The organism is Colwellia polaris (genome assembly GCF_002104515.1).
GTDB classification, from domain to species: Bacteria; Pseudomonadota; Gammaproteobacteria; order Enterobacterales; family Alteromonadaceae; genus Cognaticolwellia; species Cognaticolwellia polaris.
In genome coordinates, this window is record NZ_NBOE01000009.1 from 86105 (window position 1) to 112298 (window position 26194).

Sequence of the window (26194 nt, forward strand, 5' to 3'; positions counted from 1 at the left end):
CCTTTAAATAGTTTCAGTGTTGTGAAAGTAACTGCCTGATTTTCCACCTTGCTTTTCACATAAATGAATATTGCTAATTATCATATCTTTTTGGACGGCTTTGCACATATCATAAATGGTGAGTGCTGCTGTTGATGCTGCAGTTAATGCTTCCATCTCTACGCCTGTTTTACCGGAAAGTTTACACAATGCGGTGATTCTAACGCGATTATGGTTAGGCTCTGCAACTATATCTACTTCAATTTTTGTTAGCATTAACGGATGACAAAGTGGAATAAGCTCACTGGTTTTTTTAGCCGCCATGATACCTGCGATTCGTGCGGTAGCAAAAACATCACCTTTGTGGTGTTTACCTTCAACAATCATAGCTAAAGTTTGCGCTGACATTTCAATATAAGCTTGAGCAATTGCAGTGCGCTCAGTCACTTTTTTTTCGGTAACGTCTACCATGTGGGCATCGCCATCAGCATTAATATGAGTAAATTCGTTATTCATCAAAATAATCTCTTTATAGTTGGTTATTCATTTCTTTGAAAACACACCACATATATTACATTATCTTCACGCGTACTTAGAGAGTATTTAAGGATTTAAATGCAGTATTAGGTTGAATTCTTTATTTGAAAGTAATGTTGCGAAATTTGTAAAATTAAGTTTGGGAGTATTTTAATGAGATTATACAAGTTTGACTGATAATGAAGAGGGGGTAATCAAAATTAATACCTTGAAGTATATAATTACAGAAATATATAATGAGGAATTAGATAGAATTTACTGATAAGAAAGTTGGTTGCGGGAGCAGGATTTGAACCTACGACCTTCGGCTAGTTATAATAAGCAGCCCGACGAGGTTGAACTTTTAGGCTGCTCCATCCCGCGTCCGAATGGTCTAAATTAATAGACAAGCCAAGTTGTTTTAATTCAAACTTAAGAATTGGTTGCGGGAGCTGGATTTGAACCAACGACCTTCGGGTTATGAGCCCGACGAGCTACCAGACTGCTCCATCCCGCGTCCGATTAGTTTGTTTTAATTCTAAACTTAAGAATTGGTTGTGGAAGTAGGATTTGAATCTACGACCTTCGGCTAGTTATAAAAAGCAGCCCGACGAGGTTGAACTTTTAGGCTGCTCCATCCCGCGTCCGAATGGTCTAATTTAATAGACAAGCCAAGTTGTTTTAATTCAAACTTAAGAATTGGTTGCGGGAGCTGGATTTGAACCAACGACCTTCGGGTTATGAGCCCGACGAGCTACCAGACTGCTCCATCCCGCGTCCGATTAGTTTGTTTTGATTCTAAACTTAAGAATTGGTTGCGGGAGCAGGATTTGAACCTACGACCTTCGGGTTATGAGCCCGACGAGCTACCAGGCTGCTCCATCCCGCGTCCGAATGGTCTAATTTAATAGACAAGCCAAGTTGTTTTAATTCAAACTTAAGAATTGGTTGTAGAAGTAGGATTTTAATCTACGACCTTCGGCTAGTTATAAAAAGCAGCCCGACGAGGTTGAACTTTTAGGCTGCTCCATCCCGCGTCCGAATGACCTACAAAAAAGTAGGAAGCCTTAGAAGTTTCAATTCATTCTAAAAGAATTGGTTGCGGGAGCTGGATTTGAACCAACGACCTTCGGGTTATGAGCCCGACGAGCTACCAGACTGCTCCATCCCGCGTCCGATTAGTTTGTTTTGATTCTAAACTTAAGAATTTTTGGAAGTAGGATTTGAAGCTACGACCTTCGGCTAGTTATAAAAAGTAGCCCGACGAGGTTGAACTTTTAGACTGCTCCATCCCGCGTCCGATTAGTTTATTTTGATTCTAACTTAAAGAATACTTTTTAGCTGCAATTGCTTGCTACCTGAAAGCGAGGCGTATAATAAGGATACATCATCTGATTTGCAACCTGTTTTAAGTTTATTTTAGCTATTAATCTGATTTATTTTTTACTTGCTGTTTTTTTGCACTTTAATGAGTCGGAATTCATCCAATTGGCATAAATTTAACTGAAATTTAAATAAAACAGGCATAAGTTCTTAGATAGTTACTGCTAATTTGTAAAATGCCTATAAGTAGAACGTGTCTTTGTTTATAATCGCGGCATAAATTAGATTGGAAAACCTCTATGCAGCAATTTTTAGCATTAACTTCACCCGGTATCGAAATATTACTGGCGCAAGAACTTAAAGATTTAAAAGCCGAACAAGTTGTTCAGAAGCCCGAAGGCGTTTATTTTAATTCTACTATCGAACATGCTTACCATGTTTGCTTACATTCTCGCTTATCAACTCGAATCCTTTTAAAGTTGGCTGAAGGTGATGCAACAAATAAAGATGAGCTTTATGGCGTTGCTAAATCGATAAATTGGTCTGAACAATTCTCTGTTGATAGTACCTTTGCCATTGATTTTGTCGGTACCAGTGATGAAATCAGAAACAGCCAATTTGGCGCTTTAACCGTTAAAGATGCCGTTGTCGATCATTTTCGCGATTTAAATGAAGAACGTCCTTCTGTAGATAAGTCATCACCGCAAGTAAGTTTTCAAGCACGCTTATTAAAACAAAAAGTCGCTATTTATTTAGATTTTTCAGGACGTAGCTTGTTTAAGCGTGGCTATCGTGAGCATTCTGGCGCTGCACCGTTGAAAGAACATTTAGCGGCTGCAATTATCACGCGTTCCGGTTGGTTAGAAGATACCACTAAGCCTTTAGTAGATCCTATGTGTGGCTCAGGTACTATCGTAATTGAAGCTGTATTAATGGCCGCAGGTTATGCGCCAGGTATAGATAGAACACAATGGGGCTTTGATTCTTGGTTAGGGCACCAGCCAGAGGCATGGAAAGCGGCTAAGTCTGCCGCCATTGAACAATCACATATTGGGCTAACACAGCTTAAAACGAAAGTTTTTGGTATTGACCTTGTTAGCCGAGTATTAAAAACCGCGCAACAAAATGCTAAAAATGCTGGCGTGCAACGTTTTATCGAATTTTCGTGTAAAAATGCCAACGACATGAAAAATGCTTTTGGGCCCAAAGGAACGATTTTATTTAATCCACCTTATGGTGAGCGAATAGGTGATCTGCCTGAGCTTGTAGAAAGCTTTGCTTTATTAGGCCAAACATTTAAAGCACAATTTGTTAATTGGCGTATAGCCGTTTTAACCGCAAATGTTGAATTGCTAGCCATGATGAAAATGGTGACGTTAAAACGTTATAAGTTTAAGAACGGCCCGTTAGACTGTCAATTTGCACTTTATAATCTCGATGATAAACAAGTGTCTAGCAGCAATGTTAATGCAGAATTTGAACAAAAAAAATCAGATTTTGGTAATCGTTTGCTGAAAAACAAAAAGAATTTAAAGAATTGGCTTAAACAGGAAAATATTGAATGTTACCGTTTATACGATGCTGATATTCCCGAGTATAATGTTGCCGTTGATGTTTATGGCGATCATCTCGTTATACATGAATACACTGCTCCGGCTATTATTGAGCCTGAAAAAGTAGCCAAACGATTACAAGAGGTGGTTTATTTTGCGCCTAAAGTACTCGGCGTTGCTACTGATAAAGTTATTATTAAAACTCGAGCAAAGCAAAAAGGTAAAGATCAATACCAGCGTGTTGAGCAAACTAAAAAATCTATGGTGGTGCACGAATATGGTGCTAAATTAAAAGTTAACCTTTGGGATTACCTAGATACCGGGCTATTTTTAGATCACCGTAAAACCCGTCAAATTGTTGCTAAAAAATCAGCAGGCAAATCATTGCTTAACTTATTTGCTTATACTGGCTCGGTTTCATTACAAGCTGCCTTACATGGTGCTAGCAGTGTAACAACGGTTGATATGTCGAATACTTATTTAAGTTGGGCGCAAGACAATTTTGTTTTGAATAACCTCAGTGGCCATAAATACGACTTTGTGCAAGCAGACTGCTTACAATGGCTGAAAAAGAACGAACAAAAATTTGATGTAGTGTTTATTGACCCGCCAACTTTTTCTAATTCAAAGCGAATGGGCGAAAGTTTTGACGTGCAACGTGATCACATTAACTTAATAACTGATGGCATAGCCTCACTAGCTGATGGCGGCGAGTTAATATTTACCAATAATAAACGCAACTTTAAAATGGATTTTGACGCGGTAGCCGCATTAGGCTTAAACGTGCAAGAGTTGAGTGATAAAACGCGCGATAAAGATTTTCAGCGTAACAAACATATCCATAATAGTTGGTTGATCACCCGCAAGGTTAATTAAGATGTCAGTAAAATTTAAACTTTATGGCAGCGAAGGCTGTCACTTATGTGAAGACGCTTTAGCCTTATGTTTGGCTGTAATGCCTGCAGCTGATATTAGTGTGGTAGACATTCTTGATGATGAGAAGTTACTTGAGTTATACCGTATCAGTATTCCTGTACTCGAGCGATTATCAGATCAAGAAAAATTATTTTGGCCATTTGAACAGAAACAAATTTTGGAGTTATTGTAGTTTATGGAATTAATTCGTATTTCCCAAGGTGAATTAGCCTTTGGTGAAGACAAAGTCCTAGATAAAGCGGACTTAAGTATACAAACAGGCGAAAGAATTTGTTTGGTTGGTAGAAATGGCGCTGGAAAATCAACATTAATGAAAGTATTAATGGGTTTTCAAATTTTAGACGATGGTCAGGTCCTTAAATCGAGCACGATGCAAGTGGCAATGTTGGAGCAAGATCCACCAGAGTCTTCAGATATTAGTGTGTTTGATTATATTGCACAGGGTGTGAAAGAAAACGCAGACTTAATTAAACGCTACCATGCCATTATTCATGAGGTTACTGAAGATCCATCTGAAATAAACCTTACCAAAATGTCAAAAATTCAAGAGCAACTTGAAGTGGCAAACGCATGGCAAGACGAACAGCGCATCGAACAAGTGATGACAACACTGGCATTAAAGCCAGATGATAAAATTTGCGATCTTTCTGGTGGTTGGTTACGTAAGTTAGCCTTGGCAAAAGCACTAGTAACGGCCCCTGATATTTTGTTACTAGACGAGCCTACCAACCATTTAGATATTAAAAGTGTTTTATGGTTAGAAACTTTCTTAAAAGATTTTGCAGGCACCATACTGTTTATTAGTCATGACAGGGCGTTCATTCGTGGTGTATCTACCCGTATTATCGATCTTGACCGAGGTATTTTGAAAAGTTACCCGGGCAATTACGATCTATACATTGAGCAAAAAGCCCATGACTTGCAAGTTGAAGCACAACAAAACTCATTGTTTGATAAAAAACTAGCGGAAGAAGAAGCTTGGATAAGACAAGGCGTTAAAGCACGACGCACCCGAAATGAAGGCAGAGTTAGAGCGCTTGAAAAACTTAGAAACGAACGTCAAGCTCGCCGAGATGTGCGTAATCAAAGCACCATGAACATTACTCAAGGTGATCGCTCTGGCAAACTCGTTTTTGAAGCCGAAGATATTAGTATTGCTTTTGATGACAAAGTTATCATTAAAAACTTAGATTTATTGATTACCCGCAACGATCGCATTGCTTTTATTGGTGCTAATGGTACTGGTAAGTCGACTTTGATTAAAATGATCATGGGTAACCTTGAAGCAACCAGCGGAAAAATGCGCTCAGGTGTTAATTTAGAAGTTGCTTATTTTGATCAACATCGCGATGCATTAGATTTAAAGAAAACAGTGCAAGAAATTGTAGGTGAAGGTAAACAAGAAGTCATGGTGAATGGAAAACCACGCCATGTATTGGGCTATCTACAAGATTTTCTATTCAGTCCCAAGCGTGCCCGCACACCTGTACGCGCATTATCGGGTGGTGAGAAAAACCGTTTATTACTCGCTCGGTTATTTTTACGTCCAAGTAACTTACTGATTCTCGATGAGCCAACCAACGATTTGGACATAGAAACATTAGAGTTATTAGAAGAAGTCGTTGCAAATTACGCAGGAACCGTTATTTTAGTCAGCCATGACCGTGACTTTGTGAACAATTGTGTTAGTAGTTGTTTATATTTTGATGGCACAGGCCATATTTCACAAATAGTGGGTGGTTATGATGATGTTGATAGTTATCTCGAACATAAAGATCAACAGCGCCAAGCAATGGCAAAGCCAGTTATTAAAGCAAAGGCTAATGAAAAGCCGGTGAAGACTGAGCAAAAACCAGCAGTTCCAGCGAAGAAGAAACAATCTTTTAAAGAAAAAAGAGAGTTAGAAGAATTGCCTGGGCAAATTGATACGCTTGAAAATTTGATTACAGAATTACAAGCAAAGGTGAATCAAGCAGATTTCTTTAGTCAAAGCCAAGAGCAAAGTAATAAAATATTGAACGAGTTGGCTATTAGTGAGTCCAAACTCGAAGTTGCCTTCGCTAGATGGCAAGAATTAGATGATTAATAACGAAAGTGAGTTTAGTAGTTACATGAACAAATTTGTAAAATCAATTTTAGCATTAGGTATTACTAGTGCATTAGGACTATCCGCCGTTAATGCAGCAACATACCAAGTCATCGATAAAGGTGATGTTTCTTCATTAAAATACACTTATTCACAACAAGAGAATAATAATGGTGAAGCTGCGATATCAGGCACCGATATTTATAATTTCCCCGTTCAGTTTCAGTACTTAGACGAAGATGACTATGACTTCATTGTACTCTTAGCTGACAATAGTCACGAAAGTGTTCATGACTTAGAAGATATTGAAGATGAAACCGCACTTCGAGCAGGTAACCCAACGGCTAATGATCTGTCTTGGGTGATAAGGTTTTTGCAATCAAGAGCAGACGACTCTCTTTATCAACAAGTCGGCGATATTTATGCCATGACTAATTTTAATGGTGATACAGAGTTATTCAATGTTTTTGATGAAAAGTTTGAAGGCACCGATATTTATACCCGCTCAACAAAAGAATATATCAGTGGTATAACCAATGAGGGTTGGGTATATGGCAATGCATCTGCACCTTATTTACCGCTAGATTTTACTAAAAGTGATGATGAGGAAGTAACACATTGGTTGCGTGAATTTACCACTCGTGGCTTTTTCTCTTCAGATGGCGGAGCGAGTATTATTGAAATTATTCCGCCGAGTGAAACCGACTTACCTGAAGAACAGCGCTTTGGCGGAGAGTCTGCTATTTTAGATATCAGTGAAAATCATTTTGCTGTTGGTTACGCTAGTACGAGTATTGATCAAAATGCCCTAGATTTTTTTGCTGATGAAACCGGTGGTTGTGCTGATCCTGATGTACTTGATGACTTACCTTTTAAAGCTTGTGTTCAACAAGTTATTCAACAAGTTTATAATACAGAAGCGATCAAATGGACGATTGACGAGCAAGGTATTATAAGCTCTGAGGTATTAGGGCAATTAGTTACTCCGCATGTTGATGATGATCGTGAATATGTTAATTATGCTCAAGCGATAAATAACCAAGGTGTAGCGGTTGGTTATGCACATGGTTGGGTTGATGAAGATGAGACAAGCCCAAGCGCTAATGAAGCTAGAAGCTTATATGCGGTTGTTTATAAAAATGGCATAGTTACTGATTTTACTGAAGATCACGGTAAATATTTTGATTCGCGTGCCTACGATATTAACGATGCAGGCATAGCAGTAGGGCATGTATCTACTTTTGTAAATGGTAACTTACGTACTAAATTTTATCATGTAGATACTAACCCTGAATCAATGGAAATGATTCTACCTACAGACTTTTTTACAGGTAGTTCGAGTACCGCTCGCTCTATTAACGCAAGTGGTAAAATTGTTGGTGAAGGTGAAATTGAAACTCATAATGATAGTAACGGTACATCAAGAAGAACACATGGCTTTATCTACGATACTATCAGCAAAACCTTTACCGACTTAAATGATTTTTTAACCTGTGAAACTGATTACACTATTATTGAAGCACGTGCTATTAATGATGATGATGAAATTTCAGCCACGGCATTAATTAGAGTACCTCGTCGAGATTCAAAAGGTGTTTTAATGCTTGATGACAAAGGTGAACAATTATTTGAAGATGTTGTTCGTGCTGTAACTCTAGAGCCAATAGCAGGTGAAGTTGAAGACTGTAGTGCGGTTGAAGAGAAAGTTGAGCGACAAGGTGCAGGCTTAGGTTTAAGCAGTATTTTCTTACTCGCACTTGTTGGTTTACGCCGTAGATTTTCTAAAATAATAAAGTAAAACTGTTTAACGCATTTAGCTTTAATTTATTTTTAATTTAGTTTGAAAAAAAGCCAGCATTTAGCTGGCTTTTTACTGTTTGCTGTAGACAAAAAATAGAGTGCCTAATTAACCAACTTGGTATTATTTATTGGTTGTGCTCAAGGTTTTATTGTTTGATCCTTAGCGCTTTTTCGCCGCGAGCAATACCCACACATCCCGATCTAACTGACTCAATTATTTCGGTTTCGTTAGCTAGAGTAGTAATAAAAGCATTGATTTTATCGGCGTTGCCGGTTAATTGAATGGTATAAACTTGTTTACCTATATCTATAACCGAGCCTCTAAAAATATCAGTAATTCGCATTACTTCGCTGCGCGACTTTTCATTCATCGCTAACACTTTAATTAAGAGTAATTCGCGCTCCACATGACTGCGTTCGGTCAAGTCAGTAATTTTAATCACGTCGATGAGTTTATTGACTTGCTTAACAATTTGTTCGAGTATTTTATCATTACCTTTAGTAACAATGGTTATACGAGATAAGGTGTCGTCTTCAGTTGGTGCAACTGTTAGGCTTTCAATATTAAAGGCTCTTTGTGAAAATAATCCAACAATGCGAGAAAGTGAGCCTGCCTCGTTTTCTAGTAAAATGGCTAATATTCTGCGCATTATGCTTTAACTCCTTTTTTAATCCACATTTCATCAATAGCACCGGTGCGAATTTGCATCGGATATACATGCTCACTTTCATCTACGAGTACATCAACAAAAACTAAACGGTTTTTTATCGCGAAAGCTTGTTTAATTTTCTCATCTAACTCTTCAAGGTTATTTATTTGCATGCCAACATGACCGTAAGATTCAGCAAGTTTGACAAAATCAGGCAAAGATTCCATGTATGAAGAAGAGTGTCGTCCGCCGTATACCATGTCTTGCCATTGGCGTACCATGCCTAAAGAGCGATTGTTTAGTGAGATAATAACAACGGGTAAGTTATATTGCAGACAAGTTGATAGCTCTTGTATGTTCATTTGAATTGAACCGTCGCCCGTAATACAAATTACATGGCTGCCTGGAAAAGCTAGCTTAACGCCCATAGCAGCGGGCAAACCAAAGCCCATAGTGCCTAGGCCACCAGAATTAATCCATTGGCGAGGCTTAGCAAAAGGGTAGTACTGGGCAGCAAACATTTGGTGTTGTCCCACGTCAGAGCAGACATAAGCTTCTCCGTTTGTCGCTTTATACATTGATTCAATAACACGCTGAGGTTTAATTTTATCGCCTGTTTGATCATAACTTACGCTGTTAACCGCGCGCCATTGCTCGATTTGCTGCCACCATAATTGGTTTTCTGCTTTGTTAACAGTAAATTGTTTATCTTCAAGTTCAACAAGTAATTGTTTAATAACAATATCGACTAAACCAACTACCGGAATATGGGCATTAATGGTTTTAGAGATCGAGGTGGGATCAATATCAACATGAACTATAGTCGCGTCAGGACAAAACTTTTTAACATTGTTTGTAACTCTGTCGTCAAACCTTGCGCCTAAAGCTAATATTACATCAGCATTTGCCATGGCTTTATTTGCCTCTAAGCTGCCATGCATACCTAGCATGCCGATAAAATTATCATGTGTACCTGATACTCCGCCTAATCCCATTAAGGTATTAGTAACAGGGGCATTTAGTTTCTCTACAAGTTCAGTTAACAATTCGGCTGCGTTAGCGATAATTACGCCACCGCCAGAATAAACAACAAGTTTTTTTGCTTTTGTTATTGCTTGTACCGCTTTTTTGATTTGCCGATGATGCCCAGTAACGGTTGGATTATAAGAGCGCATTTTAACGTCAGCGTTAAATACATATTCAGCGGTATACTGAGGCATTAAAATATCTTTTGGTAGCTCGATAACTACAGGGCCAGGTCGTCCAGTACTAGCGATATAAAAAGCTTTCGCGATCGTATTAGGAATATCAACAACATTACGACAATTAAAACTATGTTTTACGATTGGGCGCGAACAACCAACAATATCTGTTTCCTGAAAGGCGTCGTCTCCAATTAAACCTGTAGGTACTTGCCCAGATAGCACTACCATAGGAATTGAGTCCATATATGCAGTTGCTATACCGGTTATACAGTTAGTAGCGCCAGGCCCCGATGTAGCCAGTACAACGCCTACTTCACCCGTTGACCGAGCAAAACCATCTGCCATATGTGTTGCAGCTTGTTCATGACGCACTAGAATATGTTCAACGTCATTTTGTCTAAACAGCGCATCATAAATGTCTAATACCGTACCGCCGGGGTATCCGAATAGATATTTAACCTTAAGTGCTGACAGGGCTTTTACTACCAGTTCAGCCCCTGAAAATAGCTCTTTTGTCATATGTAATCCCTTTAATAATTAAGTTTAATGAGTATAAATAGCAATAAAAAAACCCCCGTTCTTTTCAGAGCGAGGGTTTATTGTTGTAATCTGTTTACTTTATTTTTCACACACAATATCAACCACGCTTGGATCTTAAGACCAAGACGAGCACGAGAAGAGAAGTCAGTGTGTTAACGAAATTCATAAATATAAAATATTGTTTAAAAGTAAGGCTTATAGTTTTAAAGTTTTTAACGAAAAGTGTCAATGGTAAATTACTAAATATACATATAAATTTTTAACCTTTGTTATAGCTAAATTAAAATATATAAAAAATATTGTCATAAATTACTTATGTCAGCGGTCATATAACTAGCAAAAAGTTTTATAAATAAATGGTATTAAATTTTTAAGCGGCTTAACTTAGTATTTATGATAACCTGTACGGTAAGTTAAGTACCGGAAGTTGATAGGAAGGATTTATGTTAAAAAATAAACTAATCATAGTGTTAACACTTTTAGTCATTGCTGGTTGTGCATCAACACAAAACGCTAGAGTTAATTTTGACCGTAATAGTGAGATATCAACATCGCATTATAAAACATTTGCATGGTTAGATGAAAACAAGGTTTTAGCTGAGTCTATTGATGCAAACCCCGTGATGAAAGTTAGAATTGATAATGCAATTGAACAAGCCTTTATTGCGAAAGGTTATACATTAGTCAATGATGCAGAGACAGCCGACTTTACTATTTCATACACTATGGGCAGTAGAGATAAAGTAAAAGTTGATGCTTTACCTATGATGTATCGCACCAGTTTCTTATGGGGTCACCGTTATTATGGTGGTATAGGCATTGGTTCTGATACGCATGTGCGTAACTATACTGAAGGCAAGCTAGCCATAGATGTTTACGATGTTAAAAGTCATCAGCCGGTATGGCATGGTTGGGCTGTAAAACGCATTAAAGCCTCAGAGCAAGATAACCCGAGCAAAGCTATAAAAATGGTTGTTGAACAAGTTGTAGCTCAGTTCTAACGCAATGTTAACCATAATATAATTTAGAAAGCGCAGCTTAGCTGCGCTTTTTTTTATTTTGGAGTATAAGCAAATTCAATACGATTACCACTAGGTTCACGGATAATCATATGTATTGTTGGACCATCGCCATTGAGTTCAGGTGGGAACTCAATAACGATATTGGGTAATAATAGAAAACGTTGATGTAATTCATTGAGGGTATTTTCGCTATTAACTGTGAGAGCCAAATGATGTAAGCCAACATTATTTGCTCTATCAAAGGAGACAACCTTATCTTTATTTTTAGTTTGCCATAAAGTGACAAAAATTTTGCCATCGGTAACAAAAACTGATGGGTAATCAGGATACCCACCTGCTACCTTCCACCCTAAGGTGTCAATAAAGAAATCTTTTGATGCAGTTAAGTCTTTAACCGTTAAGCCCAAATGATTCAATCCTGAAGTCATTACCTTGTCATCATAGTTGTTTGCGTTAATTGTAAATGACAATAATGAAAAAAATAATATATTGATTAAAGGTATGCGAAGGAACATAAATTTCTCGTTAAATTAAGGTTGATTGCTTATGTGTATTGACCGGTAAGGGGCGAAAAGGCATTCATGCTAAATGAATAAATCTATAATAAATTCGTTTGGCAAACTTTTTTGAGAATTCAGGCTAAGCTTATTAAATCATGAATTCTTAATTAAGCGTGTATCTATGAAGCTATTTTGCCAACTGTTTATTTTTATACTACTGATAAATATAAGTCTTTTTGTGCCGAAAAGTTATGCTGTTAATCTCGCACAAAATATTTGTGAATATATCGCTGTTGATGACAAAGGAAGATTAAGGAAGTTACTCAAATCAAAGCGATTAAAGTTAAGAGCTGTATTTAAAGATGTTAGCTGTGATAAGAGCAATATTTTAGTCTTTGCTGCGAAAAATAATGCCATTGAAGTCGGTGAACTTTTGATAAAGAAGTTACCTAGAAGTGTTGTCGAAAAAGAAATAGAGAATTTATCTGGATTATCAGCCCCCTTAACAGAGGCTGCAATAGCACGTACTAAAAGGTGATATACCATAAAGCACGCGTAAAATAGTAAGCCAGTAAGGGCTGAACTGCTGCGATATTTTAATCTTCTAGCGCTAGTAATTAGCCAGAGAATGTTCATGAAAAGTCGAACAGTTAAATTGGTATTATTTATTTAACCATAAAGTAAAAGCGTGTTTTACGGCAGCAATCATTTCAGGCGACGAGCTTTTACTCAAGGCCATACAATGTGCTGTGTTATTGTTTTGGTGTAATTCAAAGCCCGCTTCAAAATCATCGATAGTAAAGCCAGTATTTTGTAATCGATAAATTAAACTCTCTTTAGACTGAATTACCGCGTCAATTCTTTGATTAAGCAAATTTCTAATGTTATTTTCTTCGCTAGAAGAAACTATCAAATTTTCGCCTTCGAGAAAGTCATGTTTTAACATATAGCTATGGCTGTTATCACTTCTTAGCACACCGATAATACTGTTACCTAGCGTTGATAGCGAAGAAATATCACTTTTGTTGCTTTTTAGTTTATAAATATTTATCGGTGTTTTTTGATGAACAGGGCAGAACCATTCGAAAAAGGGCGTTCGTTGTTCAGTTTTATAGATGGAATAAATAAGTACGTTAGGCTTGTTCAATGCTAAATAATAACTTCGAGCCCAAGGGTAAGTTTTAATCGTGTAATTAATTTCAGATGTGCTTAAAATATGGTGGATTTTTTCGGTTACTATACCTGAAATTTTTTGCGCTGAAGTTTCATTTTTATTATCAAAGTTTTGAATAATAAAAGGTGGCCAATGTTCACTTACCACCTCTAAGGTTAGTTCTTTAGCTTGAATACTCGATATAAAAAACAAGGTTAATAGGCTAGGGATAAATTTTAACAACAGGATTCTCAACAAATAATATTTATATTCTACAACATGAAATAACTATAATTGTATAGATCCTTTAAAGAGCAACTATCGTTCAGCTAGGTGTATGATATCAATTTCTAGCGCTAATAACATCAGTAAGCTTCTTGGCTGTTTCAATTGGCTCTTCCATGGGAAAACAATGGTTGTTACCAAAGGTTTGCCATTGAATATTTTTATTGAGTTTTGCTGCTCTTTTTACCGCTTTAGGTATAAAAAAATAACTATTATTAGCGATTAATATGTCTACCGGTATATTCACTTTATAGATTGCCCGCCAAAGCCCCCTTGGATAGGAACCAAAAATAGAAGCTTCCCAGCTAGGCTTACAACTTAGCTGAACTGTATTATCTATGCCAGCGGTTGAAGAATATTTACAGTAATCGCTAATAACTTGAGGATGCCATTTTTTATAAAAAGGCTTGCTGGCAATATTCTCGTTCATCGCCACTAAGTTTGGCCATATATGGGTACGATTTGCCACTGACTTTACTAAAGCACTTCGTTTCCAAGCACCGGTAAAGCGCATAAGTTGCTGAGCGATTATCATTTCATTTTGGAATAAAACAGGATCAAGTAAAATAACTTCGCTAAATAAATCAGGGTATTTAACTGCAGCAAATAAGGTTAGAACACCGCCCATGGAGTGCCCAACACCGATCAATGGACCATTTTCTTTAACATTTGCCTGCTGATATATAGCATCTGCAACACTATTAGCCATTTTTTGCCAATCAGGCATGCGGGTTGAAGGCTGTGTAGAGTTACCGTGTCCCGGCACATCAGTTAACCATAACGACCAATCAGCAGGTAATTGAGATGCCATTGCCGCTAAGGTCATGGCAGAAAACCCAGTACCATGCAAAAAGTGAATGCGTTTAGCGTTTTTAGCACCAGCGCGATAGTAGCCGTTGATTGTATTGCCGCTTTTAGATTTTTGTTGCCATTGCTTTAAATTATCCAGCGAGAGTATGTTGGCATTAGCACTGTTATTATTCATATGGGTATTTACATTAGAAGATGAACATTGAGACATTTTAATTGTTCAAGTAAATGGGAAAGTATAAATAACATATCAATATACTGGTCTGATGTGAATGGTTATTTTGATATCTCAAAGTATTTTAATAAGATGAAACCTTACTTGGTATTAGGGCAACTAATAAATGCAATTTGCATTTGAATACAATAAATTGAATTAAATGTCGCTTTAATGACAGAATTTATATTCTTTAGGTGCGCTTGAGTTAATTCTATTGATATAATATCTCTAATTATATTTTTACATTTTTATTATTTTAGGGGCTTTGTGGATGTCGGAAGTAGAAAACCGTCCTACCAATTTTATTCGTCAAATTATTGATGCTGATTTAGCTAGTGGCAAGCATAACCAAATACAAACGCGTTTTCCGCCTGAGCCGAATGGTTTTTTACATATCGGTCATGCTAAATCTATTTGCTTAAATTTTGGTATTGCCCAAGATTATCAGGGTTTATGTAATTTACGTTTTGATGATACTAACCCTGAAAAAGAAGATATTGATTACGTAAATTCTATTCAAGCTGACGTAAAATGGTTAGGTTTCGAGTGGGCCGGTGATATTCATTACTCTTCGGACTACTTTGACCGCCTATACGGTTATGCCGTTGAGTTGATTGAAAAAGGTTTAGCCTACGTTTGTTTTTTAAATGCTGAAGAAACTCGTGAGTATCGTGGCACTTTAAAACAGCCAGGTAAAAATAGCCCTTATCGAGATACTTCTGTAGAAGAAAACCTGGCATTATTTGCAAAAATGAAAGCAGGTGACTTTAAAGAAGGTGAGTGTGCTCTGCGCGCTAAAATCGATATGGCGTCGAGCTTTATGTGTATGCGTGACCCGATTATTTATCGTGTTAAGTTTGCTCATCATCATCAAACCGGTGATAAATGGTGCATTTATCCAATGTATGATTTTACTCACTGTATTTCTGATGCGATTGAAGGCGTAACACATTCATTATGTACTTTAGAATTTCAGGATAATCGTCGTTTATATGATTGGGTTATCGAAAACATTTCAATTGAAACCTCTCCGCATCAGTATGAGTTCTCGCGCTTAAACTTAGAATATACGGTTATGAGCAAACGTAAATTAAGCAGCCTAGTTGAAGACAAGCTGGTTAATGGTTGGGACGACCCACGTATGCCGACAATTGCAGGCTTTCGTCGTAAAGGTTTTACCCCCGCTTCATTACGCGAGTTCACTAAACGTATTGGTGTAACTAAAATGGATAATACCGTGGAAATGAGCGTGTTAGAAGCTTGTATTCGCGAAGACCTAAATGATAACGCACCGCGCGCCATGGCCGTGTTAGACCCGATTAAATTAGTGATTGAAAACTATCCTAGCGATAACGTTGAAAACCTTGATGTTAAAAATCACCCAAGTGATGAAAGCCAAGGCTCACGTATTGTGCCTTTTTCAAAAGAGCTTTACATTGAAGCAGAAGACTTTCGTGAAGAAGCGAATAAAAAGTATAAACGCTTAGTATTAGATAAAGCTGTTCGCCTACGTGGTGCTTATGTGGTAACGGCGACACGTTGTGATAAAGATGCAGATGGTAATGTTACTACGGTTTATTGTCAGTATGATCCTGAAACATTAGGCAAAAACCCTACTGATGGCACTAAACCTAAAGGTGTAATTCACTGGGTGAGTGCTGAACAAAGTCTTGGTGCTGAAGTTCGCTTATATGAGCGTTTATTCACTGTGCCAAACCCTGGCGCAGCAGAAGACTTTCATTCGGTAATTAACCCTGACTCATTAACTATTATTAGTCATGCGAAAGTTGAACCTTACTTAGCCAACGCAAAACCAGAACAAGCTTTTCAGTTTGAACGTCAAGGTTATTTTTGTTTAGATAACAAAATATCTGCAGAAGACACCGCCGCTGGCAAGTTAGTATTTAACCGCACAGTGGGTTTACGTGATACCTGGGAAAAGAAATCAGCCTAGGCATTTCATGAAAGTCATTTATGAAAAGCGATGCGTGATTAGTTATAAGCTGTTAATTAACTAAGCCGCAATAAAAAAGCTCATAAGTATTATCTTATGAGCTTTTTTTATAAACTATTTCTTTGAACTAAAAGCTATTATTCATTTACTGATAGCACAAAACTTAAAACTGACAGCTCAAAACTTAAAACTGACAGCTATTTTTTCTTAACTGACAGCTCAAAACTTAAAGCTGACAGCTATCTTTTCTTAACTGACAGCTCAAAACTTAAAACTGACAGCTATTTTTTCTTAACTGACAGCTCAAAACTTAAAGCTGACAGCTATCTTTTCTTAACTGACAGCTCAAAACTTAAAGCTGACAGCTATTTTTTCTTAACTGACAGCTCAAAACTTAAAGCTGACAGCTATTTTTTCTTTAACTGACAGCTCAAAACTTAAAGCTGACAGCTATTTTGTCTTTAACTGACAGCTCAAAACTTAAAGCTGACAGCTATTTTTTCTTAACTGACAGCTCAAAACTGACAGCTGACAGCTATGACTTGTATTACTTGTCTTGCTTGTTAAAGCTTAGTAGCCAGTTTCATCGCGCTAACAAACTCGGTTAATTCACGCAACATATTGTCATTGTCATCAAGATTGTTTTCAATAATCTTAACTACTGCAGAGCCACTAATAGCGCCTTTTGCTCCGGTAGCTAATGCGGCCGTAACTTGTGCTGGCTTTGAAATACCAAAACCAATAACAGAAGGTGCTGCTTGATATTTGTCTAATATATCAATTAGCTTATGGCCGGTCATTTCAGCTTCAGTCTCAGTACCGGTAACACCAACGCGGCTTAAAACATAAGTATAACCCGAACCATAATCAGCGACTTTTTGTAAGGTTGTTTCACTGGCATTAGGCGGGGCGATAAAGATAGGCGCTACGCCATTAGCCTCTGCCGCTTTTCTAAAAGCTTCACTCTCACGAATAGGCAAATCTGCAATAAGCACTGAATCAACACCTGCAGTCGCTACATCACGATAAAAATTATCAATACCGCGAGCAAAGACTAAGTTACCGTAAAGTAATAAGCCAATGGGCATGTCAGGAGCATAAGCACGAATTCGAGCTAAAATATCTAAGCAAATATCAGTATTAGTATTGGCTTTGAGTGCGCGCAGTGCCGCCATTTGAATAGTTACGCCATCAGCACTAGGATCTGAAAATGGAATGCCTAACTCTAAGGCATCTGCACCTGCATCAATTAAAGCTTTAATTACTTCAAAAGACTGCTCAGGGTTTGGATCGCCGATGATCACAAAAGGAATAAATGCCCCTTCTTTTTTTGCTGCCAATTTCTCAAACGCCTGGTCATAACGAGTTTTTATATTAGTTACTTGGCTCATTATGCTTCTCCTCTGTGCTTAACATCACTTTTCTCTGCAGTTTCTGGCGATATAATCGCGTTTACATGCGCTAAATCTTTATCTCCTCTGCCGGATAAATTCACTAAAAAGATAGTTTCTTCAGTAACTTTATCTGCCATTTTTAACGCATGTGCTAACGCGTGAGATGACTCTAACGCAGGAATTATCCCTTCATTACGGGCAAGTAATTGAAACGCTTCTAATGCTTCATCGTCGTTAATTGGCACATATTGCGCTCTACCCGAATCTTTTAATTGCGCATGTTGAGGACCAACGGCTGGGTAATCAAGACCCGCTGATACAGAGTAAGACTCTTCAATTTGGCCAACATTATCTTGCATTATATAGGTGTAATTACCGTGCAACATTCCTTTAGTACCTGCGACTAATGTTGCGCCGTGATGTATGGTATCAATACCTTTACCACCGGCTTCAACACCAATAAGTTTTACACTTTCGTCGCCAATAAAGTCGTTAAACATACCAATGGCATTTGAACCGCCACCAACACAAGCAATAACATAGTCAGGTAAGCGACCTTCTTCTGCGAGTAACTGTTGTTTAGCTTCTTCGCCGATCATTTTTTGAAACTCACGAACAATCGTCGGGAAAGGATGAGGACCTGCGGCAGTACCTAATAAATAATGTGCGTTATCATAATTAGCTGACCAGTCACGTAAAGCCTCGTTCACCGCATCTTTAAGTGTACCGCTACCCGCGGTAACAGGAATAACTTCTGCGCCCATTAGTTGCATACGAAACACGTTAGGTTGCTGACGCTGACAATCAACGGCGCCCATATAAACTTTACACTTCAAGCCCAATAATGAACATGCAATAGCAGTAGCAACACCGTGTTGACCAGCACCTGTTTCTGCTATTATTTCAGTTTTACCCATGCGTTTAGCCAGTAAAGCTTGGCCTAAAACCTGATTGGTTTTATGCGCGCCACCGTGCAGTAAATCTTCACGCTTTAAATAAATTTTGGCTAATGGGTTTTTAACGATATTTCGACACAATGTTAATGGCGTTGGTCGGCCAGCATAACTGGTCAGTAATTTATTAAACTCAGTTAAAAAAGCTTCATCAGTTTGAGATTCAATAAACGCTTGCTCTAGCTGCTCTAAAGCAGGTACTAACAATTCACCAACATACATACCACCAAACTTACCAAAGTAGGCGGGTAAAGTTTTCTTAGCTTGATTTTCAGTTGTAGATTTTAACATCTTAATAATTCCGTATTTGGGCGAAAACTGCATTGAGTTTTTCGCGACATTTAATGCCTGGGCTAGATTCAACGCCAGAGTTGATATCTAAGCCAAATAATTCATGGTTGTTCATTTGCCCGCAAGCTTGGTTTATATTGTCTAATTGCAAACCACCAGCTAAAAAGCAACGAGATAAGTCTTGCTCACTTTCAGCTAACGCTTGCCAACTAAAAGCTTGGCCACTGCCTGCATTTTTACCATCTAGCACTATATGGTCGACATTACTGGGTAAAGCCAATACCTTATCTTCAACAGGTAGCGCTTTAAATATTTGACAATGCTGCGACAGTTTTTCTCTTAAACTATCAATGTATGTTTGGCTTTCTTTACCGTGCAATTGAACTGCTGATAGTTGTAAATCATGGGCAATTTCAAGCACAGTGTCTTGCGAATGATCAACAAAAACGCCAACATACTTTAAACTTGGGTTATCACTTATAATCGTTTGAGCTTGCGCTTTATTAACACAGCGTGGTGATTTTTCAGCAAAAATAAGTCCACCAAACTCTGCACCTGCTTTAATGGCAAATTCAGCATGTTCTGGCTTGGTTAAACCACACACTTTATTGTGACCGAATATTAATTGTCGACACGCTAAGTCGATATCTGGCTCTGCCATGACTGAACTACCAACTAAAAATCCGTCAACAGCAGGCGCAAGCTCTCTAACTTGCGCGTTATTATAAATGCCTGATTCAGAAATAACGATGCGATCATCGGGTAATGTCGGTGCTAAATCAAAGGTACGTGAAATATCGGTTGAAAGATCACGTAAATTACGATTATTAATGCCAATAAGTTTGGCATTTAAACTGATCGCACGGTCGCGTTCTTCTTCGTTGGAAACTTCGGTTAAAATGGCCAAATTTAAAGAGTTAGCAACCGCCGCTAATTCGTTATACTCATTGTCGTTGAGTACGCTTAGCATAAGTAATATGGCGTCGGCACCATAATGTCTGGCCAAATAAACTTGGTAGGTATCAAAAAAGAAATCTTTATTTAATACCGGGCATTTTACTGAATTACTCACGGTTTTGAGGTAATCAAAATCGCCTTGAAAATACTTATGTTCAGTCAGTACAGATATTGCCGCCGCGTAGTTATCATAAATACCGGCTATCTCTGCAACATTAAAGTCAGCTCTGATCAACCCTTTTGAAGGTGATGCTTTTTTACATTCTAAAATAAAACCAGCGTAAGGCTTTTCAGCGGTACGTGTTAATGCTTGATACATGTCTTTTTTGGTCGGTATTAAGTCATCAATAAAGCTTGCTAATGGCAATGCGAGTTTTAATTGTTCTATCTCAATACGTCGATTAGCAACGATTTGCTCAAGAATGTTGGCCATTATACTGATACTCCCGAATGTGAAACTTGTACTAAATTTGCTAAGGTTTTGCTTGCCACGCCTGAAGCAAGTACCGTTTTGGCATGTTGTGCCGCTAATAATAAAGTATCGGCTTTGCCATTTAATTGCTCGCGATGAAGATATAACAGCGCCGCACAATTAATAATAACCGCGCTGTTATGAGCCGCTTGGCCCTTGCCGGCTAATATAGCTTTAATAAATTCGGCATTTTCTTCTGGCGTTCCGCCTTTGATATCTTCTAAGGTATAACTATCTAAGCCAAAATCTTCTGGCGTTACTTCTTTCTGAATTAATTCGCCATTATTGATTTCAGTCACTAGTGTTTTACCGTGTAAGGCGATTTCATCTAAACCACTGCCATGTACTACCCAAGCTTGCTTTACGCCGGTTAGCATTAAGGCTTCTGCTATTGGGGTAATTAATTCAGGTATATAAACGCCTAACAACATAATGTCGGGTTTTGCCGGGTTAACTAACGGTCCTAAAATATTAAATAAGGTTCTAATTGCCATGGCTTTTCGAACCGGCGCGGCATGTTTAAAGCCGGTGTGGTAGGCCGGAGCGTATAAGAAGCAAATGTTAGCTTTTGCTAAACATTCACTGGCTACTTCAGGCGACATAGTTAAATTTACTCCAAGTGCCTCAAGTAAGTCAGCAGAGCCAGACATACTAGAAACACTTCTATTACCATGCTTTGCCATTTTTAAGCCACATGCGGCTGCTAAAATAGCCGCAGTGGTCGAAATATTAATGGTATTTGCGCCGTCACCACCGGTACCTACACAATCAGCGACACTGGTTGTTTGGTCTGGAAATACTGTAGCATTAGCGCGAATTGCAATGGCAGCACCAGCAATTTCAGCTGGCGTTTCACCTTTAATTTTTAAGGCGGTAAGGATTGCTGCTAAGCGCTCTGGCGCAACAAAACCGTTGATCACTTGTTCAAAAACATCATGGCTTTGTTGTTGAGTTAATGAGTGGCCATCAACCAGAGTATTTAGTGCGCTGTGAGTAATGTCATCATTTTTCACTGGCTGGGTTTGTGGTGAACTGTTGCTATTAATTTCAGTGCTGTTCATGAGCATGCCCTTGATCTTTATAAATAGTCTGACTAGCTAAAGCGGATAAATGTTTAAGGCTTTGCGCTAATAAATTGGTGCCGTATGTGGTTAATATCGATTCAGGGTGAAACTGAAACCCAATAGCAGCATCGCTACTGTGCTCAATGGCCATAGGCAAGGTTATTTCTTCGCTATCAGTGTTTAAGTTTACATAAGCGGTCATAGTTAATGCTTGTGGCATTGAGCTAGCAACAAGCGAATGATATCGCGCAACAGGCAAAGGACTCGCAATATTAGTGAAAGCACCTTGCTCGTTATGGGTAATATTCGATGACTTTCCATGCACAACTTCAGGCGCGCGAGCAATTACCCCCCCATAATGTTGAATTAATGCTTGGTGACCTAAACAAATGCCCAAAATAGGAAATTGTCCTGCGCACAAGGTAATTAATGGCATTAAACACCCAGCATGCGTTGGGTCGCCTGGTCCAGGAGAAAGCACTAAAATAACGCCTGCCTTGTTATTCTGCTGTTTTTCTCGAAGTTTATTATAAACAAACTCAGCACTGAGCGTATTACGGTAAATGGTTAGTTGGTAGCCTAAGCAACGAAATTCATCAACTAAATTGTAGGTAAAAGAGTCAAGATTATCTAACATAACTATTTCGGGCAATGCGTTTTGCGCTTGTAGAGATAAGTCTTTAGATAAAGCATTAGCTGATGTCATTATTTCGTCTCCTTTTCTAAATCGCTACTCGGGTTAATATCTTGACTTTCCTGATGAGCAATCACCAATACTTTACCTTCAGCTTCTTTAATAGCGTTGATTACGGCTTGGGCTTTTTGTCGAGTTTCGTTGGCTTCAGATTGTGGATCAGAGTCAAATACCACCCCTGCACCTGCTTGAATTTGTGCTCGGTTGTTTTGTACGAAGGCAGAGCGGATAACAATACAGGTATCCATATCACCATTGCCAGTTAAATAACCCACTGCGCCGCCATAACTGCCACGACGTTTACCTTCAACTTGGCGAATAAGTGTTGTTGCTTTTACTTTTGGTGCACCTGATAACGTGCCCATATTCATACAGGCTTGATAAGCGTGCAGGGCATCTAACTCTACCTCTAACGTGCCGCATACACGAGAAACCAAGTGCATAACATGAGAATATCGGTCAACTTTTAATAAGTCAGCCACATGACGAGTACCCGGTTGGCTAACTCGAGCAATGTCATTACGCGCTAAATCAACCAACATAATATGTTCGGCCAATTCTTTTTTGTCTAAGCGTAAATCTAATTCTATCCGGCTATCTAAATCAGGCGATAAGGTACCATCAGCGTTAAAACCACGAGGCCGTGTTCCTGCAATGGGGTAAATTTCGACTTGTCGGTTACTTTGTTGATATTTTAGTGCTGACTCTGGAGAAGCACCGAAAATGCAAAAATCACTGTCTTGCAGATAAAACATATAAGGGCTTGGGTTACTCTGCTTTAAAGCTTTATAAGCGTTAAGGTTATTTGAACACGCTAAGCTAAAGGTGCGAGATGGTACTACTTGAAAAATATCTCCGGCCAATATGTTTTCTTTTAAATCATTAACTATCTGACAAAATGCTTCATCGCTAATATCAGAAGTTAAAGTCGATAGAGTCTTTTCTTCTGAAGTTGTCTTAGTATCTGAGCTTGCTTTTTTCGGTTCGAATGAAGCGGTTATATCGGCGCTTAAACGGTTTTTAATGGCGTTAATTTTTGCCAGTGCGGCTGTTTTAGCTTCAGCATAACCTGGGCCAGTAAATTGGTTGGTTATTACTTCACTAGATTGTTGTTCATGGTCAATAATAATCAAAGTTTCAGCGAGATAGTAAACAAAGTCAGGGCAAGTATTCTCACCATCAGCAACGTCAGGTAATGTTTCACTCATCGACATCATATCGAATGCAAAGGCGCCGCCTAAAAATACCGCAAACGGATGTTGGCTTGTGTTAGTTAATTGACTAAATAAACGTAAACTTTGGAAAGGATTAATAGCCAGTAATCGAGTACGTTCATCTAATTGCTCAACAATATCTGGGAATGTAGCAGTAAACGCTTTATTTGGACTAGCTATGGTATCAGTTACGTCATCAGTTATTTCAGCATGTGCAGCTAACGCTTGTTTGGCGAAGGCCAGTGCATTCTCACCATTTGGCGTTAACGCGCTAAACTTAACCGTATTGGCATTACAGACAATTTTAACGGCGGTATCGCTAAGCAGTAAACTTTTAAGTTGATGCTTTTTATCGACTTCTGCTGATTCAAGTAACAAGGTGTTTTCTTTATCTGCGCAGAGGGTATGAAAAACAGCAAGCGGGTCACTTTGATAACGTAAAGTATCAGTGATAGTAACGACTGCACCTATTTGTTGAGTATTTAGTGCAGTGTCTGGCTGCTTTTTTTCGGTGTTATTTTTAGTGCTATTTTCTTGGGTATTGCTCATGGGTATTCCTACATAAATTCTATTTAAAAACGGTCATCCAGCGTAAATAGGCAAAAGCCACCATAAGAACCAACGTTTAACTTTAATGCGTAACATATTTATTCTCTTGTTCGATTATTCAAAATTTTAAAACCAAAAAACCCGCAATAGTGTGCGGGTTTTCGACGTTTTTACATACAAGTAAACAACACAACCCACTTATGTAGAGTTATGCCACCACCAAATCATAGAAATAGTTTGTTTTACTTGTATCATTATCTGTTTTATCTCAGTAAAATTGTTTTATTCACTTGCCTAAATAGCGACTTGCATTTGTGTCAGGCAGTTTTAAGTCCCTATAGAAGAACCGATTCACGTAATGATGTCAACCACTGATTTTACTATTGATAAAGATTTTTCAAACTTACGGGTTGATCTGCACAGCCATACCAATTGCTCTGACGGTGCATTAACGCCCAAAGAGCTGATAGAACGGGCAGTTAACTTTCAAATTGACGTATTAGCCATTACCGATCACGACAGCGTTAAAGGTCTTGATATTGCTAAACAAACTATTTTAGATCAAAACATTCCATTAACCTTGATTAACGGCATTGAAATATCAACCCAGTGGCAAGGGTTCGAAATTCATATTGTCGGCTTAAATATTGATCCCGATCATGCGCAATTACAAAGTTTAATATCGGCACAACAACAACGCCGCGAAGATCGCGCAACTAGCATGGGTGAAAAACTCGAAAAATGCGGTTTTGAAGATGTTTATAGCGATGCTAAAGCAATGGCAGGCGAGGGTTCTATTACGCGTGCTCATTTTGCCAAAGTGCTATTACAACGTAGCGTTGTTAGTAAAATGCAATCAGCCTTCGATAAATATATCGGCAAAGGCAAACGTGCTTATGTTAAACCTAATTGGTGTAGTATTGAAGAAGCCGTAGCTACAATACATGCTGCTGGCGGTGTCGCCGTTATGGCTCACCCAATTCGTTACGACTTAACAGCAAAATGGTTAAGACGTTTGATTGTTGACTTTAAAGATGCACAAGGTGATGGTTTAGAAGTTGTTTTACCTCAGATGAATAACGAACAACGCAAAATCATGCTAAACTATTGTTCAGAATACGATTTATATGCCTCAATGGGCTCCGACTTTCATCAGCCCAGCCGTTGGAGCGATTTAGGCAGGAATTTAGTTATGCCTGAGCAAGCAAAACCTATTTGGCAACTTTGGCAAACTAACGGTATTCGTTAAGCTTTTAGTTTTAATTTTGTTGCCAAAATGGTCTTCTTGAATAATTACATTAAGATGACAAACTTGACATTTACTTGGAGTTTTTTATGAGCCAGTTTTTTTATGTTCACCCAGATAACCCGCAAGGTCGCTTAATGAAACAAGCGGCTGCTATTATTAGTCAAGGTGGTGTTATAGTTTACCCAACCGACTCTGGTTATGCGTTAGGTTGCCACATTGGTGACAAAAAAGCCTTGGAGCGTATTTGTAATATTCGAGATATTACAAAAGAGCATAACTTTACACTTATGTGTAGTGACTTGTCTGAGCTGTCTGAATATACGCGCGTCGATAATAGTGCTTTTCGTTTATTAAAAAACAACACGCCTGGGCCTTACACCTTTATTTTTAAAGGCTCTAAAGAAGTACCAAAACGCTTATTAAATCCAAAGCGTAAAACTATCGGTATTCGTGTCCCTGATAACAATATTGCTCAAGCTTTATTAGCCGAGCTTGGTGAGCCCATTATGTCGACAACGTTAATTATGCCTGGGGCGGAAACTGCAGAGTTTGACCCAGAGCATATTCGCGATATTTTAGAACACCAGGTTGATTTGATCATAAATGGCGGGCATTTAGGCGAGCGCCCAACCACAGTTATAGATTTTTCAAACGACGACGTAGAAATTATACGTGTAGGCGAGGGTGATCCAACACCTTTTCAATAATCCTTTGTGTTTGGCGAATGACTAAATAGTTACAATAGCTTATCTATATTTTATGAAACTAAGTATGCAAATATTGACGAAAGCCCATGTCTGAAAACAGGGCTAATTCTTCTAAAGTTAC

The 26194-nt window shown here is 38.4% G+C and carries 21 protein-coding genes and 5 tRNA genes; 9 read left to right on the forward strand and 17 right to left on the reverse strand.

Annotated features, from left to right (window positions below; all coding sequences use genetic code 11):
* Positions 1–3 precede the first annotated feature (3 nt).
* The 6 genes from moaC to B6A32_RS14045 form a co-directional block, all read right to left on the reverse strand.
* Positions 4–495, reverse strand: a complete 492-nt coding sequence (gene moaC / locus B6A32_RS14025; protein ID WP_085305146.1) for a cyclic pyranopterin monophosphate synthase MoaC — start codon at positions 493–495, stop codon at positions 4–6.
* 292 nt (positions 496–787) lie between these two features.
* Positions 788–879: transfer RNA gene (locus B6A32_RS19290), tRNA-OTHER, on the reverse strand.
* Positions 880–935: 56 nt separating this feature from the next.
* A tRNA-Met gene (locus B6A32_RS14030) sits at positions 936–1012 on the reverse strand.
* A gap of 183 nt (positions 1013–1195) precedes the next feature.
* Positions 1196–1272 (reverse strand) — tRNA-Met (locus tag B6A32_RS14035).
* Between the two features lie 35 nt (positions 1273–1307).
* Positions 1308–1384, reverse strand: a tRNA-Met gene (locus B6A32_RS14040).
* A 207-nt stretch (positions 1385–1591) separates the two neighbouring features.
* Positions 1592–1668, reverse strand: a tRNA-Met gene (locus B6A32_RS14045).
* A gap of 449 nt (positions 1669–2117) precedes the next feature.
* Here B6A32_RS14045 and rlmKL point away from each other — a divergent pair.
* Genes rlmKL through B6A32_RS14065 form a run of 4 tightly spaced genes read left to right on the forward strand, consistent with a single transcriptional unit; the run spans position 2118 to position 8191 of the window.
* Positions 2118–4247: a bifunctional 23S rRNA (guanine(2069)-N(7))-methyltransferase RlmK/23S rRNA (guanine(2445)-N(2))-methyltransferase RlmL gene (rlmKL, locus tag B6A32_RS14050; RefSeq protein WP_085305148.1), complete on the forward strand. Its 2130-nt coding sequence runs from the start codon at positions 2118–2120 to the stop codon at positions 4245–4247.
* A 1-nt stretch (position 4248) separates the two neighbouring features.
* Positions 4249–4479, forward strand: coding sequence for a glutaredoxin family protein (locus B6A32_RS14055; RefSeq protein WP_085305150.1), 231 nt, complete (start codon positions 4249–4251; stop codon positions 4477–4479).
* A 3-nt stretch (positions 4480–4482) separates the two neighbouring features.
* Positions 4483–6393: an ATP-binding cassette ATPase Uup gene (gene uup / locus B6A32_RS14060; RefSeq protein ID WP_085305152.1), complete on the forward strand. Its 1911-nt coding sequence runs from the start codon at positions 4483–4485 to the stop codon at positions 6391–6393.
* A 25-nt stretch (positions 6394–6418) separates the two neighbouring features.
* Positions 6419–8191 (forward strand): DUF3466 family protein, encoded by a 1773-nt coding sequence (locus tag B6A32_RS14065; protein WP_085305284.1) that lies wholly within the window; start codon positions 6419–6421, stop codon positions 8189–8191.
* Positions 8192–8339: 148 nt separating this feature from the next.
* Here B6A32_RS14065 and ilvN read toward each other — a convergent pair whose 3' ends face one another.
* A complete protein-coding gene (ilvN, locus tag B6A32_RS14070) occupies positions 8340–8843 on the reverse strand; it encodes an acetolactate synthase small subunit (protein WP_085305154.1) in 504 nt (167 codons plus the stop codon).
* The gene (locus B6A32_RS14075; protein ID WP_085305156.1) at positions 8843–10567 is read right to left on the reverse strand and encodes an acetolactate synthase 3 large subunit; all 1725 of its coding nucleotides are present in this window, start codon (positions 10565–10567) and stop codon (positions 8843–8845) included. Before B6A32_RS14075 ends, ilvN begins: the two co-directional genes overlap by 1 nt.
* Positions 10568–11031: 464 nt before the next feature.
* On the opposite strand from B6A32_RS14075, the gene B6A32_RS14080 reads away from it, so the two are divergent.
* A complete protein-coding gene (locus tag B6A32_RS14080) occupies positions 11032–11589 on the forward strand; it encodes a DUF4136 domain-containing protein (protein ID WP_085305158.1) in 558 nt (185 codons plus the stop codon).
* Positions 11590–11642: 53 nt separating this feature from the next.
* Here B6A32_RS14080 and B6A32_RS14085 read toward each other — a convergent pair whose 3' ends face one another.
* A complete protein-coding gene (locus tag B6A32_RS14085; protein ID WP_085305160.1) occupies positions 11643–12125 on the reverse strand; it encodes a VOC family protein in 483 nt (160 codons plus the stop codon).
* Between the two features lie 223 nt (positions 12126–12348).
* Here B6A32_RS14085 and B6A32_RS14090 point away from each other — a divergent pair, with 223 nt between their 5' ends.
* On the forward strand, positions 12349–12648 hold the full coding sequence (locus tag B6A32_RS14090; protein ID WP_158088495.1) for a DUF3718 domain-containing protein: 300 nt from the start codon (positions 12349–12351) through the stop codon (positions 12646–12648).
* 123 nt (positions 12649–12771) lie between these two features.
* Here the strand turns inward: B6A32_RS14090 and B6A32_RS14095 are convergent, their stop codons facing one another.
* The gene (locus B6A32_RS14095) at positions 12772–13506 is read right to left on the reverse strand and encodes a substrate-binding periplasmic protein (RefSeq protein WP_158088496.1); all 735 of its coding nucleotides are present in this window, start codon (positions 13504–13506) and stop codon (positions 12772–12774) included.
* Between the two features lie 100 nt (positions 13507–13606).
* The gene (locus B6A32_RS14100; protein WP_085305167.1) at positions 13607–14569 is read right to left on the reverse strand and encodes an alpha/beta fold hydrolase; all 963 of its coding nucleotides are present in this window, start codon (positions 14567–14569) and stop codon (positions 13607–13609) included.
* A gap of 277 nt (positions 14570–14846) precedes the next feature.
* Between B6A32_RS14100 and glnS the strand changes: the two genes are divergently transcribed.
* Positions 14847–16529 carry a glutamine--tRNA ligase gene (glnS, locus tag B6A32_RS14105; protein ID WP_085305169.1) on the forward strand — a complete coding sequence of 561 codons (1683 nt, stop codon included), beginning with the start codon at positions 14847–14849 and terminating at the stop codon, positions 16527–16529.
* 563 nt (positions 16530–17092) lie between these two features.
* On the opposite strand, the gene trpA is transcribed toward glnS, so the two are convergent.
* From trpA to B6A32_RS14135, 6 genes are read right to left on the reverse strand one after another with little or no spacing between them, the layout of a single operon-like run.
* Positions 17093–17920, reverse strand: coding sequence for a tryptophan synthase subunit alpha (gene trpA / locus B6A32_RS14110; RefSeq protein ID WP_085305172.1), 828 nt, complete (start codon positions 17918–17920; stop codon positions 17093–17095).
* Entirely contained in the window at positions 17920–19167 is a 1248-nt protein-coding gene (trpB, locus tag B6A32_RS14115) for a tryptophan synthase subunit beta (RefSeq protein WP_085305174.1), read from the reverse strand. The genes trpA and trpB overlap by 1 nt, the downstream gene beginning before the upstream one ends.
* A gap of 1 nt (position 19168) precedes the next feature.
* Complete coding sequence (gene trpCF / locus B6A32_RS14120; RefSeq protein WP_085305176.1) at positions 19169–20557, reverse strand: bifunctional indole-3-glycerol-phosphate synthase TrpC/phosphoribosylanthranilate isomerase TrpF; 1389 nt, start codon at positions 20555–20557, stop codon at positions 19169–19171.
* Positions 20557–21657: an anthranilate phosphoribosyltransferase gene (gene trpD / locus B6A32_RS14125; RefSeq protein ID WP_085305179.1), complete on the reverse strand. Its 1101-nt coding sequence runs from the start codon at positions 21655–21657 to the stop codon at positions 20557–20559. The genes trpCF and trpD overlap by 1 nt, the downstream gene beginning before the upstream one ends.
* Positions 21644–22366 carry an aminodeoxychorismate/anthranilate synthase component II gene (locus B6A32_RS14130; protein WP_085305181.1) on the reverse strand — a complete coding sequence of 241 codons (723 nt, stop codon included), beginning with the start codon at positions 22364–22366 and terminating at the stop codon, positions 21644–21646. Before B6A32_RS14130 ends, trpD begins: the two co-directional genes overlap by 14 nt.
* Complete coding sequence (locus B6A32_RS14135) at positions 22366–24117, reverse strand: anthranilate synthase component 1 (protein ID WP_085305183.1); 1752 nt, start codon at positions 24115–24117, stop codon at positions 22366–22368. The genes B6A32_RS14130 and B6A32_RS14135 overlap by 1 nt, the downstream gene beginning before the upstream one ends.
* Before the next feature lie 358 nt (positions 24118–24475).
* On the opposite strand from B6A32_RS14135, the gene rnm reads away from it, so the two are divergent.
* Positions 24476–25366, forward strand: coding sequence for an RNase RNM (gene rnm, locus B6A32_RS14140; RefSeq protein ID WP_085305185.1), 891 nt, complete (start codon positions 24476–24478; stop codon positions 25364–25366).
* Positions 25367–25452: 86 nt separating this feature from the next.
* Positions 25453–26073, forward strand: a complete 621-nt coding sequence (locus B6A32_RS14145; protein ID WP_085305187.1) for an L-threonylcarbamoyladenylate synthase — start codon at positions 25453–25455, stop codon at positions 26071–26073.
* Positions 26074–26194 lie beyond the last annotated feature (121 nt).

What these genes read in the sequence shown, in the direction of transcription:
- moaC (WP_085305146.1), bottom strand. Translation starts at nt 495, where the DNA reads ATGAATAACGAATTTACTCATATTAATGCTGATGGCGATGCCCACATG.
- rlmKL (WP_085305148.1), top strand. Translation starts at nt 2,118, where the DNA reads ATGCAGCAATTTTTAGCATTAACTTCACCCGGTATCGAAATATTACTG.
- B6A32_RS14055 (WP_085305150.1), top strand. Translation starts at nt 4,249, where the DNA reads ATGTCAGTAAAATTTAAACTTTATGGCAGCGAAGGCTGTCACTTATGT.
- uup (WP_085305152.1), top strand. Translation starts at nt 4,483, where the DNA reads ATGGAATTAATTCGTATTTCCCAAGGTGAATTAGCCTTTGGTGAAGAC.
- B6A32_RS14065 (WP_085305284.1), top strand. Translation starts at nt 6,419, where the DNA reads ATGAACAAATTTGTAAAATCAATTTTAGCATTAGGTATTACTAGTGCA.
- ilvN (WP_085305154.1), bottom strand. Translation starts at nt 8,843, where the DNA reads ATGCGCAGAATATTAGCCATTTTACTAGAAAACGAGGCAGGCTCACTT.
- B6A32_RS14075 (WP_085305156.1), bottom strand. Translation starts at nt 10,567, where the DNA reads ATGACAAAAGAGCTATTTTCAGGGGCTGAACTGGTAGTAAAAGCCCTG.
- B6A32_RS14080 (WP_085305158.1), top strand. Translation starts at nt 11,032, where the DNA reads ATGTTAAAAAATAAACTAATCATAGTGTTAACACTTTTAGTCATTGCT.
- B6A32_RS14085 (WP_085305160.1), bottom strand. Translation starts at nt 12,125, where the DNA reads ATGTTCCTTCGCATACCTTTAATCAATATATTATTTTTTTCATTATTG.
- B6A32_RS14100 (WP_085305167.1), bottom strand. Translation starts at nt 14,569, where the DNA reads ATGTCTCAATGTTCATCTTCTAATGTAAATACCCATATGAATAATAAC.
- glnS (WP_085305169.1), top strand. Translation starts at nt 14,847, where the DNA reads ATGTCGGAAGTAGAAAACCGTCCTACCAATTTTATTCGTCAAATTATT.
- trpA (WP_085305172.1), bottom strand. Translation starts at nt 17,920, where the DNA reads ATGAGCCAAGTAACTAATATAAAAACTCGTTATGACCAGGCGTTTGAG.
- trpB (WP_085305174.1), bottom strand. Translation starts at nt 19,167, where the DNA reads ATGTTAAAATCTACAACTGAAAATCAAGCTAAGAAAACTTTACCCGCC.
- trpCF (WP_085305176.1), bottom strand. Translation starts at nt 20,557, where the DNA reads ATGGCCAACATTCTTGAGCAAATCGTTGCTAATCGACGTATTGAGATA.
- trpD (WP_085305179.1), bottom strand. Translation starts at nt 21,657, where the DNA reads ATGAACAGCACTGAAATTAATAGCAACAGTTCACCACAAACCCAGCCA.
- B6A32_RS14130 (WP_085305181.1), bottom strand. Translation starts at nt 22,366, where the DNA reads ATGACATCAGCTAATGCTTTATCTAAAGACTTATCTCTACAAGCGCAA.
- B6A32_RS14135 (WP_085305183.1), bottom strand. Translation starts at nt 24,117, where the DNA reads ATGAGCAATACCCAAGAAAATAGCACTAAAAATAACACCGAAAAAAAG.
- rnm (WP_085305185.1), top strand. Translation starts at nt 24,476, where the DNA reads ATGATGTCAACCACTGATTTTACTATTGATAAAGATTTTTCAAACTTA.
- B6A32_RS14145 (WP_085305187.1), top strand. Translation starts at nt 25,453, where the DNA reads ATGAGCCAGTTTTTTTATGTTCACCCAGATAACCCGCAAGGTCGCTTA.